Here is a 15,887-nt window from a genome sequence, read left to right as displayed (position 1 = left end):
GCCTACAATAGCCGCTTCATTTTGGTAATACGAACCTCGCCATGGAATTTAGAAAGGCTTATCTGGCAGCACTCCTCGCTGTCACTGTAGTGGCCGGCTGCTCTACTAGCCCCTCATCCAAGACTAGGGTCTATGAAACCCCCGTCGTTGCGGCGCCCGATGGCCTCACAGAGACCCCGCCCGCACTGACAGCCGCCCGCAGTCAACTCGCCAGCATGGATGCAGACGAACGCATTGCCTCCACCCTGTCTTGGGCCTCTTCGTATCTCAATGAAAAGCAAGCGGCTGACGCCAGTCAATTACTCTCAGATCTGAACCCCGAAAAACTCAACAGCGAACAACGCTTTGCCTGGTTACTGCTCAGCGGCCGGGCACAGCTCAGCCAGCAGCAAACAGAAAAGACGCTATCGCTGCTACAGCAACACCAAGAAGAGATATTGCAATACCCCGCCGAGCAACAGGCGCAACTCGACCTCCTACGTGCCGATGCCTTGGCCATGAAAGGGGAGCTGCTGAGCAGCCTACAGCAACGTATCGCCGCCCATCCATTACTCGGCGACGAGGATCAAGACTACAACCACAACATGACCTGGCAGCTGCTCATGCAGATGCCCAACACCGAGCTGGACGAGGCCATTGATAGCAGCAGTGGCGATCTGCGCGGCTGGTTGACGCTGGCTCAACTATACCGCGACCCGATTGCTGACCTGGATGCCCAAATTACTCGCCTGAACCAGTGGAGCAACCAGTGGCGAAGCCACCCGGCCATTGATAACGTCCCGCAGATGCTCGATGCACTTGAGAAAGCCGCCAGCCAACGCCCCAGTCAAGTGGCCATCCTGCTGCCGACCAGCGGCCCCTTGAAAAATGCTGGAGCCGCTTTGCAAGAAGGCATCATGACCGCTTTTTACCAACAACAGAAAAGCGGCCACACGCCAACTCTGCGCTTCTATGATTCTGGCAGTGACGATGTATTAGCGGTGTATCAACAGGCCATCACCGATGGCGCAGATTTCATCCTAGGCCCACTGTCCAAGGACAACGTGGCCACCATTGCCAGTCAAGGTACCCTGCCCGTTACCACCATGGCGCTGAATTACATCGAGACCGATAATCGCCCAGACAATTTCTTTCAATTCGGCCTTGCTCCAGAAGACGAAGCACGCCAAATCGCCAATCATGCTGCCCGCAATGGCGCCTTACAAGCTGGTGTTCTCTACCCGGAGGGGGAATGGGCCGCCCGCGTTGCCAACGCCTTTGCCAATCGCTGGCAGGAATTAGGCGGCTCGGTCACCATCACTCGCACCTACCAAGAAGGCCCCAGTATTGGAGAAACCGTCAAGGAAATGCTGCTGGTCTCTCAGAGCCAGCAACGCGGCAATGCCGTTAGCCGCTTCACCAGCTTAAAAATGGACAATCAGCCTCGCCGCCGTCAGGACATGGATTTCCTATTCTTGCTGGCCGACCCCAACCAAGGCCGCCAGGTGAAACCGGCTCTCAATTTCCACTACGCTAAAAATTTACCCGTCTACTCTACTTCCCTAATCTACAGCGGTGAAGAGGACCCACGACGGGACCAAGACCTAAATGGCATCCGCTTCGTAGACATGCCTTGGATTCTCACCGACGACAATCAAGCGCTACATGAGGCCGCCAACGAACAATGGCCGGATGGCCATGGCCGCTATGAGCGACTGTTTGCCATGGGGATCGACACCTATCGACTACAGGGCCGCCTATACTTGCTCAACGCACTGTCTTCCAGCGAGTTGCCCGGCGTCACAGGCAGGCTACACATGAAAAACCAGCGCATTGTTCGCGAGCTCAATTGGGCTGTCTTTTCTAGCGGCAAGGCAAAAACACTTCCACAAACCACCGAGGCAGCTCAAAACATCCCCCGTGCCATTACTTCGCAGTAAGAAAAATACCGGCCGCGACGCGGAGAAGCGCGCCGCCAAATGGCTGACTGGCCAGGGGTTAAGTATAGTGGAGAGAAATTTTCACTGCCGTCAGGGTGAGATCGACCTGATTCTTCTGGATCAGGAAACGCTGGTCTTCACCGAAGTTCGGTGGCGCAAGCATCAAAGTTACGGCGGCGCACTTGCCTCGGTGGATCAACACAAACAACGGCGCTTAATCAATGCGGCCCAGCATTTTCTAGCCCGCCACCCGGAGCACCATCATCGGCCCTGCCGGTTCGATGTATTAGGCATGGAACCAGACAGCCAACAGGCGGTCCTTTATCAATGGATACAAAACGCGTTTTATAGCGAATAAACTGAAAATTTTTAAAAAACGAACGACCAGAACATAGCGAACCGGACAATGAAGGGGCAATTATGAGCGTGGACCGTATCCGGCAACTGTTTGCCGAAAGCATAGAAACCAAAGCCAAAGCCGGCGAAGTGCTGCCCTCCGTTATAGAAGCGGCAGGTCAGGCCATGGTCGAATGCCTGCTCAATGGCGGCAAAATCCTCACCTGCGGCAATGGCGGTTCCGCCGGCGATGCCCAGCATTTCTCCTCAGAACTGCTTAACCGCTTCGAGATGGAGCGACCGGCCCTGCCCGCTATCGCACTCACCACCGATTCCTCCACGTTGACCTCCATTGCTAACGATTACAGCTACAACGAAATCTTCTCAAAGCAAATACGTGCCTTAGGCGGTAGTGGCGATATTCTTCTCGCAATCTCCACCAGTGGTAATTCCGCCAATGTGATTCAGGCTATTCAAGCCGCCCACGATCGCGAAATGCGTGTTGTCGCTATGACCGGCAAGGAAGGTGGCGAAATGGTTAACCTGTATGGTCCCAACGATATCGAAATTCGGGTGCCCGCCACGTCAACCGCTCGCATCCAAGAGGTTCACCTCCTAGTCATCCATGCGCTGTGTGATTACATCGACCAACAGTTGTTCGGGGGCCAGTAATGCGCGCTCGTTTCATCTCGCACCCAGCCATTACCGCACTGGTGCTATTGCTCTCACTGACCCCTGGCTGCACTTCATTATCCAAGGGTATGTCGGATCAACCCACCGATCAGGATCATGGCTCTCGCACCTTTGGCGCCTTCGTGGAAGACGGTAACATTGAACGCAAAGTGGCGGTCAACCTGGCTCGCGCCAGCGCCGAACTGGATGAGTCTCGCATTGTGGTAGTCAGCTACAATGGCAATGTTCTGTTGGCTGGACAAGTTGCCAGCGAAGACCTAAGCACCCAGGCAGAAAATATTGCCCGCAAGGTGCGCCATGTACGCAATGTGCACAACGAACTACAAATCGTGGGCTCTGGTTCTTTCTTGGCCCGCACTAACGACACCTGGCTCACCAGCAAAATTAAAAGCCGGCTCCTGATAAACGGTGATGCGCCGGGCTGGCGAACCAAAGTTGTCACGGAAAACGGCGTCGTCTACTTAATGGGCCTGCTTACCCATGCCGAAGCAGAGGCGGTAGTGGCACAGGTGCAGAAAGTGTATGGCGTACAGAAAATAGTAAAAATTATTGAATATATAGATTAAGCGCTCCGCATCGGCAGCGCGCTCGATGCCGCCTCATGCCCCACCTACGGAAAACAAAAAGCCCGCTTACTGAGCGGGCTTTTTGTTTTTGCATAACGCATATTACGTACAGCGCCTCACTTAACCACCTTCAAGTGACTGACCTTCCCTCTACCTTGGTCTTTCTTTTCAAGCTCAGGAGTAGTCGGAGTCGGTGGCTCCGGCGGGTCTACCGGGTCAAACGCCATACCTTGACCATTTTCACGGGCGAAGATCGCCACCACAGCATTTATCGGCACCCGAATCGTCATGGGCATACCGCCAAAACGCGCAGAAAAAGCGATCTCATCATTATCCGCCACAAACTGAGTCACGGCGCGTGGAGCGATGTTCAGAACGATTTGACCGTCCTGGACAAAATCCTGTGGCACTTCCACACCCGGGAAACCGGCATTCACTGCCAAATGGGTGGTCAAGCCATTGTCGCAGATCCACTCGTGGATGGCCCGTATCAGATACGGGCGATTGGACGTCATTTCAGACATAACTACAGCGGGTTACGCAGTTCGCGTTCGGCGTCTGTCAGGCTAGCCTGGAACGCATCACGGTCGAACAAACGCTCGGCATAATCCAGCAGCGGCTTCACCTGCTTGGCAGGCAGCTCAATACCCAAAGCTGGCAACCGCCACAGAATCGGGGCGACCACACAATCTACCAACGTAAACTCTTCACTCATGAAATATGGCAGTTCGCTGAAAATCGGTGCGGTAGCAATGATCGCTTCACGCAGCTCTTTGCGACGCTTATTGAGGCTGGTTTCTTTCTCTTCACCGGCGAGAATCGCATCCACATGACCGCACCAATCACGCTCTACCCGGTGAATCAGCAGGCGACTTTGTGCCCGTGCCACCGGGTAAACTGGCAACAACGGAGGATGAGGGAAACGCTCGTCCAAATACTCCATGATCACCGTGGACTGAAACAGAGTCAGCTCACGATCAACTAACGTGGGCACTTCGTTGTAGGGGTTCAGCGAAGCCAGATCTTCCGGCTTGTTGTTGCTGTCCACATCAACGATATCGACCGTGACCCCTTTTTCTGCCAGCACGATACGCACGCGGTGGCTGTAATGATCTTCCGGGGAAGAAAAGAAAGTCATTGAAGAACGCTTGGTCACCACACCCATTGTCGAATCATCTCCGCACTAGTGATCTATAACAGAAACAGGGTAACCGCTTACACGGATACCCTGTTCAACGCTGGAAGCCAACACTGAGGTATCAGTGTACGTCTTTCCAGTATTCCTTTTTAAGCAGGTAAGCCGGGATCAACAGGATGCCCAAGAACAGCAGCACATAAACCCCAAGACGTTCACGCTGCGGACGAACCGGCTCCGCGGTGTAGGTCAGGAAGTTAGTGATGTCACCCATCGCCTGCTTGAACTCATCTTCGCCCAGCTCGTCCTCCAAGCCCGCCATCACGTGGGGCATGCCCACACTCGGGAAGACATGGTTATTGTAACCAAATGGACGAGACTCATCTTCGTAGAAGTTGATCAGGTATGAATACACCCAATCCGAAGAGCGGTACCGGGTCACCATGGTGAGATCCGGCGGAGCATTACCAAACCACTTCTTCGCATCGTCCTGGTCCATGGCGTTATGCATCTGGTCACCGAACTTGTCGCTGACAAAGTTCAGATTCTCCATCACCAGCTCTTCTGGCATTTCCAGATCTTCCGCCATGCGGCTGTAACGCTGGTACTGGAGAGTATGACAACCCATGCAGTAGTTAACGAACAACTTAGCACCATTTTGCAGGCCAACCTTATCTTGCAGGTTTACCGGCGCTTTAACCACGTACTCGTTGTGGCCACCGCCAGCCGCGAACGCGACCAACGGCAGGCAGCTGAAAAGAATAACCGCTAGTTTCTTCATCAGTGTCCCCCCGTTACCCGTTCCGGAACCGGCTTGGATTTCTCGAATTTATGCACAAACGGCATGATTAGTAAAAAGTAGCTGAAATAATAGATCGTGCCGAACTGCGCCATCATGGTCTTACCCGGAGTGGCCGGCTGGGTACCAAAATACCCCAACATCAAGAAGTCGAGCACGAACAATGCCATGAACAACTTGCTCAACCCACCGCGATAACGAATGGACTTAACCGGGTGACGATCCAACCAGGGGATGACGAACAGGATCACAATAGCGCCACCCATTGCCACCAAACCCCACGCCTTGGAAGACATGATGAAATCGATGGTTGTGGCTCGCAGCATGGCGTAATAAGGACCGTAATACCAAACCGGCGCAATATGATCAGGGGTTTTCAGCGGGTTAGCCGGCTCAAAGTTCGGCTTCTCCAGCAGATAACCACCACCATCCGGGAAGAAGAAAATCACCACGGCAAAGATCATCAGGAAGACGATCACGCCAGGCAGATCCTTCACGGTGTAGTAAGGGTGGAACGGAATACCATCAACCGGCACGCCATTCTCATCTTTGTTCTGCTTGATTTCCACGCCATCCGGATTGTTGGAACCCACTTCATGGAGCGCCAGGATGTGCAACACAACCAACGCCAGCAACACAATCGGAATTGCGACAACATGCAAAGCAAAGAACTTGTTCACTGTAGCGGTGGACAACAAATAGTCACCACGCACCCAGGTAGTTAGGCCTTCACCAATTTCCTTGGCTTCCGTCGCACTAATGAACGGCAACAGATCAAACGGGATGGCTCCCGCCAGGGAAATGATCACCTGTGCGCCCCAGTAAGACATATTGCCCCATGGCAGCACGTAACCGAGGAAACCCTCAGCCATCAGAGCCAAGTAGATCAGCATACCAAAGATCCATACCAGCTCCCGTGGCGGCTTGTACGAGCCGTACATCAGGCCACGGAACATATGGATATAGATTACTGCGAAGAACGCAGACGCGCCGACCGCATGCATGTAACGGATCAACCAGCCCCACTCCACATCACGCATGATGTACTCAACAGAGGCAAAGCCTTCGTTTGGAGAGAAGAACATGGTCAACCAAATGCCGGTCAGCAACTGATTAATGAGCACGACCAGAGAGAGAACACCGAAGTAGTACCAAAAGTTAAAGTTCTTCGGCGCATAGTATTCGGACATGTGCCGCTTATAAGAGTCCACCACGGGCAGACGGGCATCTACCCAATCGACAACGCGATTCACCATTCCCATCATGCCTTAGTCTCCCCTTCCTCAGAGCCGACGATAACGACAGCTTCGCTCAGGTACGAATGTGGCGGCACCACCAGGTTGGTCGGCGCAGGAACACCCTTGTAAACCCGGCCAGCGAAATCAAACTTGGAGCCATGGCACGGGCAGAAGAAGCCCCCGAATTCCAGCTCGACCGTAGGCTGTTCCTCAAACAAAGGAGAACACCCCAGGTGAGTACAGGTACCCACAAGCACCAAGTATTCTTTTTTAATTGAACGCCATTCGTTCCTGGCGTAATCAGGCTGCTGATCCACTTCTGACGCAGGGTCACGCAGCTTTTCATCCAGCTGAGGCAGAGTATCCAGCATATTTTCCGTGCGACGCACCACCCAGATGGGCTGGCCCCGCCATTCTTCTACTACGCGCTGTCCTGCTTCCAGCCGACCAATATCCACTTTTACCGGCGCACCGGCATTCTTGGCTTTGGCACTGGGTTGCCAGGACTTCACGAAAGGTACAGCCACGCCAACGGCTCCTGCGGCACCAATTGCCGAAGTTAAACCGATCAGGAAAGTGCGGCGGCTGCTATTAACACCGTCGTTGCTCATTGAGATGTTCTCCCCTTAGATCCCACGCTCGGGGTTAGTCCGAGACTCGAGGTTTATCCTCGCGTTACGGGCGGAGTAAGGCGGCGCAAATGGTAAAGAAAAAGCCCACACCTGACAACAGGTTATTACTCCGCCAGAAGCGCTAAACAGCTGATTCGAACACAAAAAAGCCCAGCAATGCTGGGCTTTTTTGTGAATCTGCAGTGCTTGAAGCTTAACGCTTGGAGAACTGCGGACGACGACGCGCCTTACGCAGACCCACTTTCTTACGTTCCACTTCACGCGCATCACGTGTCACATAGCCTGCACGACGCAGCTGACCACGCAGCTCACCGTCATACTCCATCAGCGCACGGGTGATACCGTGGCGGATGGCGCCAGCTTGACCGTTATTGCCGCCACCACTTACGGTAACGAGCACATCAAACTTATCAGTCGCTTCTACCAGTTCCAGAGGCTGACGAACAACCATCTGGTTGGTTTTACGACCAAAATATACATCCAGCGGGCGACCATTAACACTGATCTTGCCACTGCCCGGACGCAGAAAAACGCGAGCGGAAGAGGTCTTGCGGCGACCGGTTCCGTAGTTGGTTTCTACAGTTGCCATCGACAAACCCCTTAAATTTCCAGCTGCTGCGGCTGCTGAGCGGTATGCGGATGCTCAGTGCCAGCGTAAACTTTCAGTTTGCGGAACATGGCGCGGCCCAGCGGGTTACGCGGCAGCATGCCCTTGATCGCCTTTTCGATGATCATCTCAGGTTTTTCTGCCTGCAGAGTCGCAAAGTTGGCTTCTTTCAAGCCACCCGGGTAACCGGTGTGACGATAATACATTTTGTCTGACGCTTTCTTACCGGTAACGGCCACTTTATCGGCGTTGATCACAACAATGTAATCACCGGTGTCGACATGTGGAGTAAACTCCGGCTTGTGCTTACCGCGCAGACGGCTGGCGACTTCAGTAGCCAACCGACCCAACGTTTTGCCGGAGGCGTCTACCACATACCAGTCGCGCTTTACGCTTTCCGGTTTTGCGCTGTAGGTCTTCATGGAATTCTGCCCTAAATTCAATATGTTACGGGTAGCAAACACCCACCGGCGACAGTTACGCCGGGCAAGAGAGCGCGAATTCTACCCAAGCCCCCCAAAGAACACAAGCGGTTCACTGGCATTTGTTGTCATGACACTAAGTCCCCCTTAGCTAAGGCCATTCTCCGCCCTGCAAAAGGATCATTGTGAACCCGCCCCTGCCATGTTGTGATTGAGCGTAACTCTACACCTTTGCCCCACCCTTTTTAAAGGAACAAACAATGCAACATCGTCGTCTCGGGCGCACGGATCTTAAGGTAAGCGCCCTCTGTCTAGGCACCATGACCTGGGGAAGCCAGAACACCGCACAAGAAGGTCATGCCCAGATGGACATGGCTCTAGATCATGGCATTAATTTTTTTGATACTGCCGAAATGTATGCTGTGCCCGCCAGCCCGGATACCTCTTTTCGCACCGAGACCATCATTGGCGAATGGTTTGCGCGCACCGGTCAGCGAGATAAAGTTGTACTGGCCACTAAGGCCGCCGGCCCCGGTGAGTACGTTAAACATATCCGCGGCGGTCCGCGGTTCAGCGCGAAAAGCTTGCAGGACGCCGCGGAAGGCAGCCTCAATCGGCTACAAACCGATGTGATCGACATCTATCAGCTGCACTGGCCTGAACGCACCACCAACTTCTTCGGCCAGTTGGGCTATAAACATCGAGAGGGCGAAGAAGGCATCGCCATCAGCGAAACCGTTGCTGGCCTGAAAGCGCTGGTGGATACGGGGAAAATTCGCCACTGGGGCCTTTCCAATGAAACCCCTTGGGGCACCATGACCTTCATTCATGAAGCAGAAAAAATCGGCCTGGCGCCTCCGGTCAGCATTCAAAACCCCTATTCACTGCTCAACCGTAGCTTTGAGGTGGGCTTGGCAGAAATCGCCCATCGGGAACAAGTCGGATTGCTGGCTTACTCGCCGCTTGCGTTCGGTATGCTCAGCGGCAAATACCGCAATGACCAGTGGCCGGAAGGCGCCCGCCTCACGCTGTTCAAACAATTTGCGCGCTACAGCAATCCCCAAGCTATCGCTGCCACTGAAGCCTATTGCGAACTAGCCAGTGAACGAGGCGTCAGCCCAGCCCAACTCGCCTTGCAATTTGTCACCACACGCCCCTTCGTGACCAGCAACATCATTGGTGCCACCACCCTCGCGCAACTGGAAGAGAACCTGAAAAGCATCGACGTACCCTGGGACAAAGATTTGGAAAAAGCGCTAAACGCGATTCACACCCGTTTCCCGTACCCAGCACCCTAACCAGAGTCACTAAATGCACCATGCCGCATTGATGCTGACCTCGATAATGGAATCGTAGGTCGAAAATCGCTTTAGCCGATTTTCGACCTACCAGCCCCAACCTTCTCCTAACCAATAAAAGACGATTGGCGGTAGCTTTACATACATGCCGATGTTAATGCTGTTAACGTAACCTGGAAGCAACATACCCAGAGCCGCATACCATCATGGTGTCCCCCACTCGCAAGCCCATGGCCAAAGCGACAGCGCCATCATCGGCTTTGCTGCCTTGTACCAACAGTTATTAGCCGTGAATCAGCATTCACTCGACGCGGCCCTAATCAACACCCTCCTATCGGGCGCCGCAACTCAGAGGTAAGGATGTGATAGCCTGTGCCGCAATCGACGCCATTGTTGACGGCCTTTTCATCACCGTAGCCATCAGCAGCTTAAAAGGCCTGCCGCTGTCGAAAAAATGTTCGTGGGCGAAGCTATGCACCTGCCTTTCTGGTTCACTTTTGGGATTCTCAGCCCCGTGGCCATCCCGTTGGCACTGTACACCCGCCGCACCGTGGTACGGCTACCCGAAGCCGACGGCGAGCCCTTGGGCCAGTGGGGCCATGGCGCCCCAGCCCATCGCTTACTGGTAGTCGGCGAGTCCACAGCGGCAGGCGTGGGCGTCCTTCACCACCATCAGGGACTGGCCAGCCAACTGGCCCTACAGCTGCACCAACAATCCGGGCAGGCGGTAGCCTGGCACACCTTTGGCGTTAACGGCATCCGTGTGGAGGAACTACTCGCCCGCCTTGCTGACACGGCCCTACCTCCAGTGGATCAGATATTCATCAGCATGGGAGTTAATGACACCACAGGCTTCACTTCCCGGCGCCGCTATCGCATAGGGTTACTGCAGCTGATTGAGGCACTGAGCAAGCAACATCCCCACATCCGAATAACCTTACTCGCCGTGCCCCCCATGCATAAATTTACCGCCCTTCCCATCCTGCTCAGGCAGCTACTCGGCTGGCGCGCCCGACAACTGGATCAACAGCACCGTCGCGTGGCCCGCAATGTCAGCCTCGCGCGCTACCTCGATTATCCTGCTCTGCAAGACCCTGCCCTGCTCGCTAAAGACGGCTACCACCCAAACGCCAGCGGCTACCGAGCCATGGCAGCCGCACTGACAGAACAAAAGAGCAGCAAACAAAAAACGTGACTCCTGCACCTACTCCTGAAGGGCGCCCAGTCCACAGTAACACCCCGCCACGGAGCCTCCCGGTGCACCAATGACGGCAGCCGGGTCATCCGCGGCTTTTAGAGCAACCTGATCACAACGACCGATGCGTTGCATGTTGCGTGAACAGTGCAGTAATTACATCGCGGCAAAAAAAAAGCGAACCCTAAGGCTCGCTTTTCTACTTCTGCCATCCCGCTGGTTTTAGAAACGATAGCTCAGCTGAGCACCGATAATATCGGCATCCAACTCAAAGTCTCCTTTCAGCAAGCCTCGTTCAGTCAGGTTTGTCTCTGCATCGTCAATGAAGATATGGCTATAAACCACATCAATGGTCATATTATCTGTTGGGTTAAAGCCTGCCCCAATAGACACACCGATTTTGTCTGAGTCTGGCGAGGCGGGAGAGCGATTCTCACTGCTCTGAGTGGAGTTCTCTTTATAGACACCACCTCGCAATACCGTTCCTTTGGCAAGCACATGCCGCACACCGGCAGAGAAACGGGTTGTATCACCCCAACCAAATTCCTGCACCGCCGGGCTTGGAATCGGCGCACCCGAGTGATCGACTACAAGCTCATCAAGGCTACTCCACTCCATCCACTCAACGCCGAATAAAATTTGTGTTCGCTCAGAAAGGTCCCCGGCATATGAAAATTGAGCTGACGCAGGCAAATCCACAGAGGTGCTCCCACTGTATTTACCCGCTAAGGCTGTAGCTACCGGCAATGGCTGCCCACTAGCCACCAAGGGCAAGGGGGAGAAGGTAATGTCGCCATCAAGGTCATACTCCACGGCTGAGCGATACGCCAAACCAAAGTGGTTGTTATCATCAGCATCAAACACCAAGCCGACGTTCCAACCATAGGCATCATCGTCCCCTTCAAGTCGGGTAAACGAGCTTTCAAGATCGGCCTCAAGACGCTGGTAACTAACCCCGACCCCCAGACGAAGACGATCCGTTACCTGAACACCCAACGCTGGGTTAATGTTATAAGCCTTTAGATCAGACATGGTGGCATAGCGGTCACCCGTCGTCGGAGACAGTGGCGCCAAAGGATCGGTAGCCACAGAGCCCCAGTTATCTTCATAGTCAATTTTCGAGCCAAAGGGAGCATTTATCCCCAAGCCAAACGTCATTTTATCACTGAGGGGAATAGCCAAAAACGCGCTTCCTACCACTGGGCTAAAATCTTCAAAATCACCGGGGCCCGAACCGCCCTCGGCTTTAAAGCTCGTATCGATGATGACTTGCTGAACAGCCGCTGTAATTTCTGTTTTCTTCAAGCCTGCCAATGTGGCCGGGTTATACCATTGATTTGACGCATTTTCGCTCAGTACTGCCGCGCCAGCAAAAGCGGTACCTTGCGCAGAAACAGATTGCTCACTGACAGCAAAACCTGTAGCTATCGCTTGCGTCGATAAAGCCGCAAAGGCTGAACCGATTAGTAGCGCACCTGTTTTTTTCATTGTTGTTCTCCTTCTTCCTAGAATTATTAGCTTACACGCAAGACCATCCCTCAATCTGAGTTCACTTACACTTATACACAACTTAGGCGAATAACAGCAACACCTCGATCACCTAATACTTTCCTATTAGCCCATTTTTTTGTAAAATATCCGCCATTGACAATGAGGCGGCCCGCTATCACGGCCAAAGAAAATCCTTTGTGGCAGCCCCCGATGGAGATATCCATGCATTAGGCAACCGCAAAAAGACAAAAAAAAGGGCTGCCGAAGCAGCCCTTTCATTTTGACCTGACCCGGAATTAATCGGCCAGCACCGCCTTGGCGATAATACCTTTCATAATTTCGTTGGTGCCGCCGTAAATCCGCTGCACCCGTGAATCTGCAAACATGCGGGCAATCGGGTATTCCCACATGTAACCGTAACCACCGTGCAACTGTAGGCATTCATCAATCACTTCACACTGCAGATCGGTAATGTAGTACTTACCCGCCGCAGCCGTAGGAATATCCAGCTCTTTTTTCAGGTGCAGCTCCAAGCAACGATCCACATAGGCTCGCGCCACTTCAAGCTTGGTATGCATTTCGGCAATTTTGAACTGGGTGTTCTGGAAGCCAGCGATAGGCTTACCAAAGGCCTTTCTTTCTTTCACATATTCAATGGTATGCGCCAATGCAGACTCGGCCATGGCCAGGCCACCAACGGAGATACCAAGGCGTTCCTGGGGCAGCTCTTTCATCAGATAAATAAAGCCCATGCCCTCTTCACCCAACAGGTTCTCTGCCGGTACGCGCACATCCTGGAAGAACAGCTCGGAGGTATCTTGGGCTTTCATGCCGACTTTCTTCAGATTCTTACCTTTCTCGAACCCTTCAGAGTCGGTTTCTACCACAAACAAGCTAATGCCCTTGGCCCCTTTAGTCGGGTCGGTCTTTGCCACCACAATGACGATATCTGCATTCTGGCCATTAGTGATGAAGGTTTTAGAGCCGTTTAGCACATAATGGTCACCGTCTTTTATTGCCGTGGTTTTCACACCTTGCAAATCAGAACCGGCACCGGGCTCTGTCATGGCGATGGCACCAATCATTTCACCGGTAACCATTTTCGGCAGATACTTCTGCTTCAATACTTCTGAGCCATTATGCTCAATGTAAGGCGCCACGATTTCCGTGTGCAGCCCCCAACCGATGCCAGTGAGGCCCAGCTTGGAAATTTCTTCATTGATCACCACGCTGTAAAGGAAGTCAGCGCCAATACCGCCATACTCCTCACTCACCATCGGACATAGGAAACCCTGCTCGCCAGCCTTTAACCATACGTCTTTGGGGACCACGCCTTGCTGCTCCCATTCTTCATTGAATGGCACGGCTTCGTTTTCAAGAAATTTGCGGACGGTATCGCGAAAAGTTTCGTGGTCAGAACTAAATAGCGTACGGGGAATCATCATGCTCTCCGGTAGTCAGGTTATCGGGGGGCCCACGCCGGGCTGGCAGGGGTAGAGAATGCTCCATAATGTTGATAGAGCTTGCCGTTGAGCAATGACCAAAACGCTCACCCCCACGGCCAGTGATGAAAACCGGACAATGACCTTGCAACCACAAGCTGATCAGGCGCGGTGTTCGCGCCCTAAATATTCGGAGGATTGCATCTCCTGAAGGCGAGAACAGGTACGCTCAAATTCGAAATCCAAACGCCCTCCGGCATAGATATCCTCAATGGGCACTTCTGCGGTGATCACAAGCTTCACCGCACGGTCGTAGAATTCATCCACCAGATTGATGAATCGCCGGGCCATATCGTCCTTACTGGCCCCCATTTGCTCCACATTGGCGAGCAATACCGTGTGGAATTCACGAGCGATTTCGATGTAATCCGTCTGGCTGCGCGGACCATCGCACAACTCCTTGAACTCAAACCAGACCACATCATCAGCGCAGATAACAGTGGCGATCTTACGGCCTTCAATAAGCACATTGCCACGATCACGATGCCGGGAGTGATCCTGTTCCAATGTCTCGAAACGCTCCTGAAGAAACGCATCGGCCCCTTTCCCCAAAGGGCAGTGATAAAGCTCCGCCTGTTCCAGTAGCCGCAAGCGGTAGTCGTTCCCCCCATCCACGTTCAACACTTGAGTGTGCTCTTTAAGCAAATCAATGGCGGGAAGAAAGCGAGCCCGTTGCAGCCCATCCTTGTATAAACCATCTGGCTCAATGTTAGAGGTGGCAACCAGGGTTACACCGCTGGCAAACAGTTCCTGCATCAGGCCGGCCAGGATCATCGCATCGGTGATATCTGTAACGAAGAACTCATCGAAACACAGCACCCTAGCCTGGCTGGCAAACTTGCGAGCGATACTGATCAGTGGGTTTTTTTCCCCCTGCCGTTCACGCATTTCACGATGCACCTTCTGCATGAAGCGATGAAAATGCATGCGACGCTTTTCCTCGAACGGCAGCGTCTGGAAAAAAACATCCATCAGATAGGTTTTTCCACGACCTACTCCCCCCCACATATACAAGCCCATCTGGGGCCGTGCTTTACGGAAACGCCCAAATAGCCCTCCCGAGGCAGGCTCTGCAAGTAATCGATGATAAAGCTCATCCAGCGCGGCGACCGCCCGCTCTTGGGCCGGATCCTGAAAGAAGTCAGCTCGCTCTAGGTCGGCCTTATATTGCTCAAGAGGGGTCATGGTTCGCAAACCTGCCACTATGTAGTAGTTGAAACCGGTTCCGGGCCTGAAATAGGCCCCACAAGGGGCGGTCAATGTAGCGCTGAGGCCACCAACTGACAACCGGCAGAGAGTGAAATTCACTCATAGAGCGACAGCGCTTAGCGAGGCAGGTGGCTGGCCGCCACTTGTTTTAAGTCCACCAACTTGCCGTGAAAAAAGTGGCCGCAATCGGGGAAGCGCAACAAATCGGGAGCTAATGGGGTTTGCTCTGCCCAGCGATACACCTGCTCAGCCGGGACGACTTCATCATCATCTCCCTGCACCACCGTCACCGGGCAGCCGGTGTCTTCAATTTCATCAAATGGGTAATGGTGTACCGGAGGCGCCACCAACAACAGCTCCCGAGCGGGCACCCCGTTAGCCTTGAGAATTTCCGCCCCACGCGCCGCAACGAAACTGCCAAACGAAAAGCCCGAGAGCCAGAGTGGCAATTGCGGATACTTGTGTGTCAGCCAGCTATGGATGGCCAGCAGATCTTCGGTTTCCCCAATGCCATCACTGTAAGCTCCCTGGCTTTCACCCACACCACGAAAGTTGAAACGCACCACCACAGCGCCTTCATCACGGGCCAAGCGGGCCAGGGTCGTCACCACCTTGTTATCCATGGTGCCCCCGAACAGCGGATGCGGATGGCAGACAATGGCGACGAACGGCGGCGCCTCACTACCGTACTCCACCACCACCTCTAACTCCCCTGCTGGTCCGGGTAAAGTTTGCCGTTGTGCCATCATTTTCTACTCCTGTTCCATCCTTTTACGCCTTTCACCCTTGGCGATTGCGCAGCTCTGTGCTGCAATAGCCAAAGCGTTATCGCCAGCGTCTTGGCG

The 15,887-nt window shown here is 53.7% G+C and carries 17 protein-coding genes; 6 read left to right on the top strand and 11 right to left on the bottom strand.

The window, feature by feature from the left end:
- The first annotated feature begins 41 nt into the window (after positions 1–41).
- From AS19_RS03035 to AS19_RS03020, 4 genes are all read left to right on the top strand, one after another.
- Positions 42–1,919: a penicillin-binding protein activator gene (locus tag AS19_RS03035; RefSeq protein WP_011587872.1), complete on the top strand. Its 1,878-nt coding sequence runs from the start codon at positions 42–44 to the stop codon at positions 1,917–1,919.
- A complete protein-coding gene (locus tag AS19_RS03030; RefSeq protein ID WP_011587871.1) occupies positions 1,900–2,277 on the top strand; it encodes a YraN family protein in 378 nt (125 codons plus the stop codon). The genes AS19_RS03035 and AS19_RS03030 overlap by 20 nt, the downstream gene beginning before the upstream one ends.
- Positions 2,278–2,339: 62 nt before the next feature.
- Complete coding sequence (locus AS19_RS03025) at positions 2,340–2,927, top strand: phosphoheptose isomerase (protein WP_011587870.1); 588 nt, start codon at positions 2,340–2,342, stop codon at positions 2,925–2,927.
- The gene (locus AS19_RS03020) at positions 2,927–3,514 is read left to right on the top strand and encodes a BON domain-containing protein (protein ID WP_011587869.1); all 588 of its coding nucleotides are present in this window, start codon (positions 2,927–2,929) and stop codon (positions 3,512–3,514) included. The genes AS19_RS03025 and AS19_RS03020 overlap by 1 nt, the downstream gene beginning before the upstream one ends.
- A gap of 116 nt (positions 3,515–3,630) precedes the next feature.
- On the opposite strand, the gene AS19_RS03015 is transcribed toward AS19_RS03020, so the two are convergent.
- The 7 genes from AS19_RS03015 to rplM form a co-directional block, all read right to left on the bottom strand.
- Positions 3,631–4,038, bottom strand: coding sequence for a ClpXP protease specificity-enhancing factor (locus AS19_RS03015; RefSeq protein ID WP_011587868.1), 408 nt, complete (start codon positions 4,036–4,038; stop codon positions 3,631–3,633).
- 2 nt (positions 4,039–4,040) lie between these two features.
- Positions 4,041–4,679 (bottom strand): stringent starvation protein SspA, encoded by a 639-nt coding sequence (gene sspA / locus AS19_RS03010; RefSeq protein ID WP_011587867.1) that lies wholly within the window; start codon positions 4,677–4,679, stop codon positions 4,041–4,043.
- A gap of 94 nt (positions 4,680–4,773) precedes the next feature.
- A complete protein-coding gene (locus tag AS19_RS03005; RefSeq protein WP_011587866.1) occupies positions 4,774–5,430 on the bottom strand; it encodes a cytochrome c1 in 657 nt (218 codons plus the stop codon).
- Positions 5,430–6,704 (bottom strand): cytochrome bc complex cytochrome b subunit, encoded by a 1,275-nt coding sequence (locus AS19_RS03000; protein ID WP_231483481.1) that lies wholly within the window; start codon positions 6,702–6,704, stop codon positions 5,430–5,432. The genes AS19_RS03005 and AS19_RS03000 overlap by 1 nt, the downstream gene beginning before the upstream one ends.
- 5 nt (positions 6,705–6,709) lie before the next feature.
- Positions 6,710–7,297, bottom strand: a complete 588-nt coding sequence (gene petA / locus AS19_RS02995) for a ubiquinol-cytochrome c reductase iron-sulfur subunit (protein WP_011587864.1) — start codon at positions 7,295–7,297, stop codon at positions 6,710–6,712.
- 214 nt (positions 7,298–7,511) lie between these two features.
- Entirely contained in the window at positions 7,512–7,907 is a 396-nt protein-coding gene (rpsI, locus tag AS19_RS02990; RefSeq protein WP_011587863.1) for a 30S ribosomal protein S9, read from the bottom strand.
- A gap of 11 nt (positions 7,908–7,918) precedes the next feature.
- The gene (gene rplM / locus AS19_RS02985) at positions 7,919–8,347 is read right to left on the bottom strand and encodes a 50S ribosomal protein L13 (protein ID WP_011587862.1); all 429 of its coding nucleotides are present in this window, start codon (positions 8,345–8,347) and stop codon (positions 7,919–7,921) included.
- A gap of 260 nt (positions 8,348–8,607) precedes the next feature.
- Here rplM and AS19_RS02980 point away from each other — a divergent pair, with 260 nt between their 5' ends.
- Together AS19_RS02980 and AS19_RS02975 are read left to right on the top strand one after the other, a co-directional pair.
- A complete protein-coding gene (locus AS19_RS02980; protein ID WP_046961681.1) occupies positions 8,608–9,645 on the top strand; it encodes an aldo/keto reductase in 1,038 nt (345 codons plus the stop codon).
- Between the two features lie 472 nt (positions 9,646–10,117).
- On the top strand, positions 10,118–10,840 hold the full coding sequence (locus AS19_RS02975; RefSeq protein ID WP_035460755.1) for an SGNH/GDSL hydrolase family protein: 723 nt from the start codon (positions 10,118–10,120) through the stop codon (positions 10,838–10,840).
- Positions 10,841–11,062: 222 nt separating this feature from the next.
- Here the strand turns inward: AS19_RS02975 and AS19_RS02970 are convergent, their stop codons facing one another.
- From AS19_RS02970 to AS19_RS02955, 4 genes are all read right to left on the bottom strand, one after another.
- Positions 11,063–12,382 carry an OmpP1/FadL family transporter gene (locus tag AS19_RS02970; RefSeq protein WP_231483475.1) on the bottom strand — a complete coding sequence of 440 codons (1,320 nt, stop codon included), beginning with the start codon at positions 12,380–12,382 and terminating at the stop codon, positions 11,063–11,065.
- 245 nt (positions 12,383–12,627) lie between these two features.
- The gene (locus AS19_RS02965) at positions 12,628–13,773 is read right to left on the bottom strand and encodes an acyl-CoA dehydrogenase family protein (RefSeq protein ID WP_035460610.1); all 1,146 of its coding nucleotides are present in this window, start codon (positions 13,771–13,773) and stop codon (positions 12,628–12,630) included.
- Positions 13,774–13,935: 162 nt separating this feature from the next.
- Positions 13,936–15,018: a cell division protein ZapE gene (gene zapE, locus AS19_RS02960; protein ID WP_046961680.1), complete on the bottom strand. Its 1,083-nt coding sequence runs from the start codon at positions 15,016–15,018 to the stop codon at positions 13,936–13,938.
- Between the two features lie 140 nt (positions 15,019–15,158).
- Positions 15,159–15,791: an alpha/beta hydrolase gene (locus tag AS19_RS02955; RefSeq protein WP_011587855.1), complete on the bottom strand. Its 633-nt coding sequence runs from the start codon at positions 15,789–15,791 to the stop codon at positions 15,159–15,161.
- Positions 15,792–15,887: the final 96 nt, after the last annotated feature.

This window comes from Alcanivorax sp. NBRC 101098 (assembly GCF_001010505.1).
Taxonomy (GTDB): domain Bacteria; phylum Pseudomonadota; class Gammaproteobacteria; order Pseudomonadales; family Alcanivoracaceae; genus Alcanivorax; species Alcanivorax borkumensis.
The sequence above is the reverse complement of the archived record's forward strand: the minus strand, read 5'-3'. Positions and strand labels throughout refer to the sequence as shown.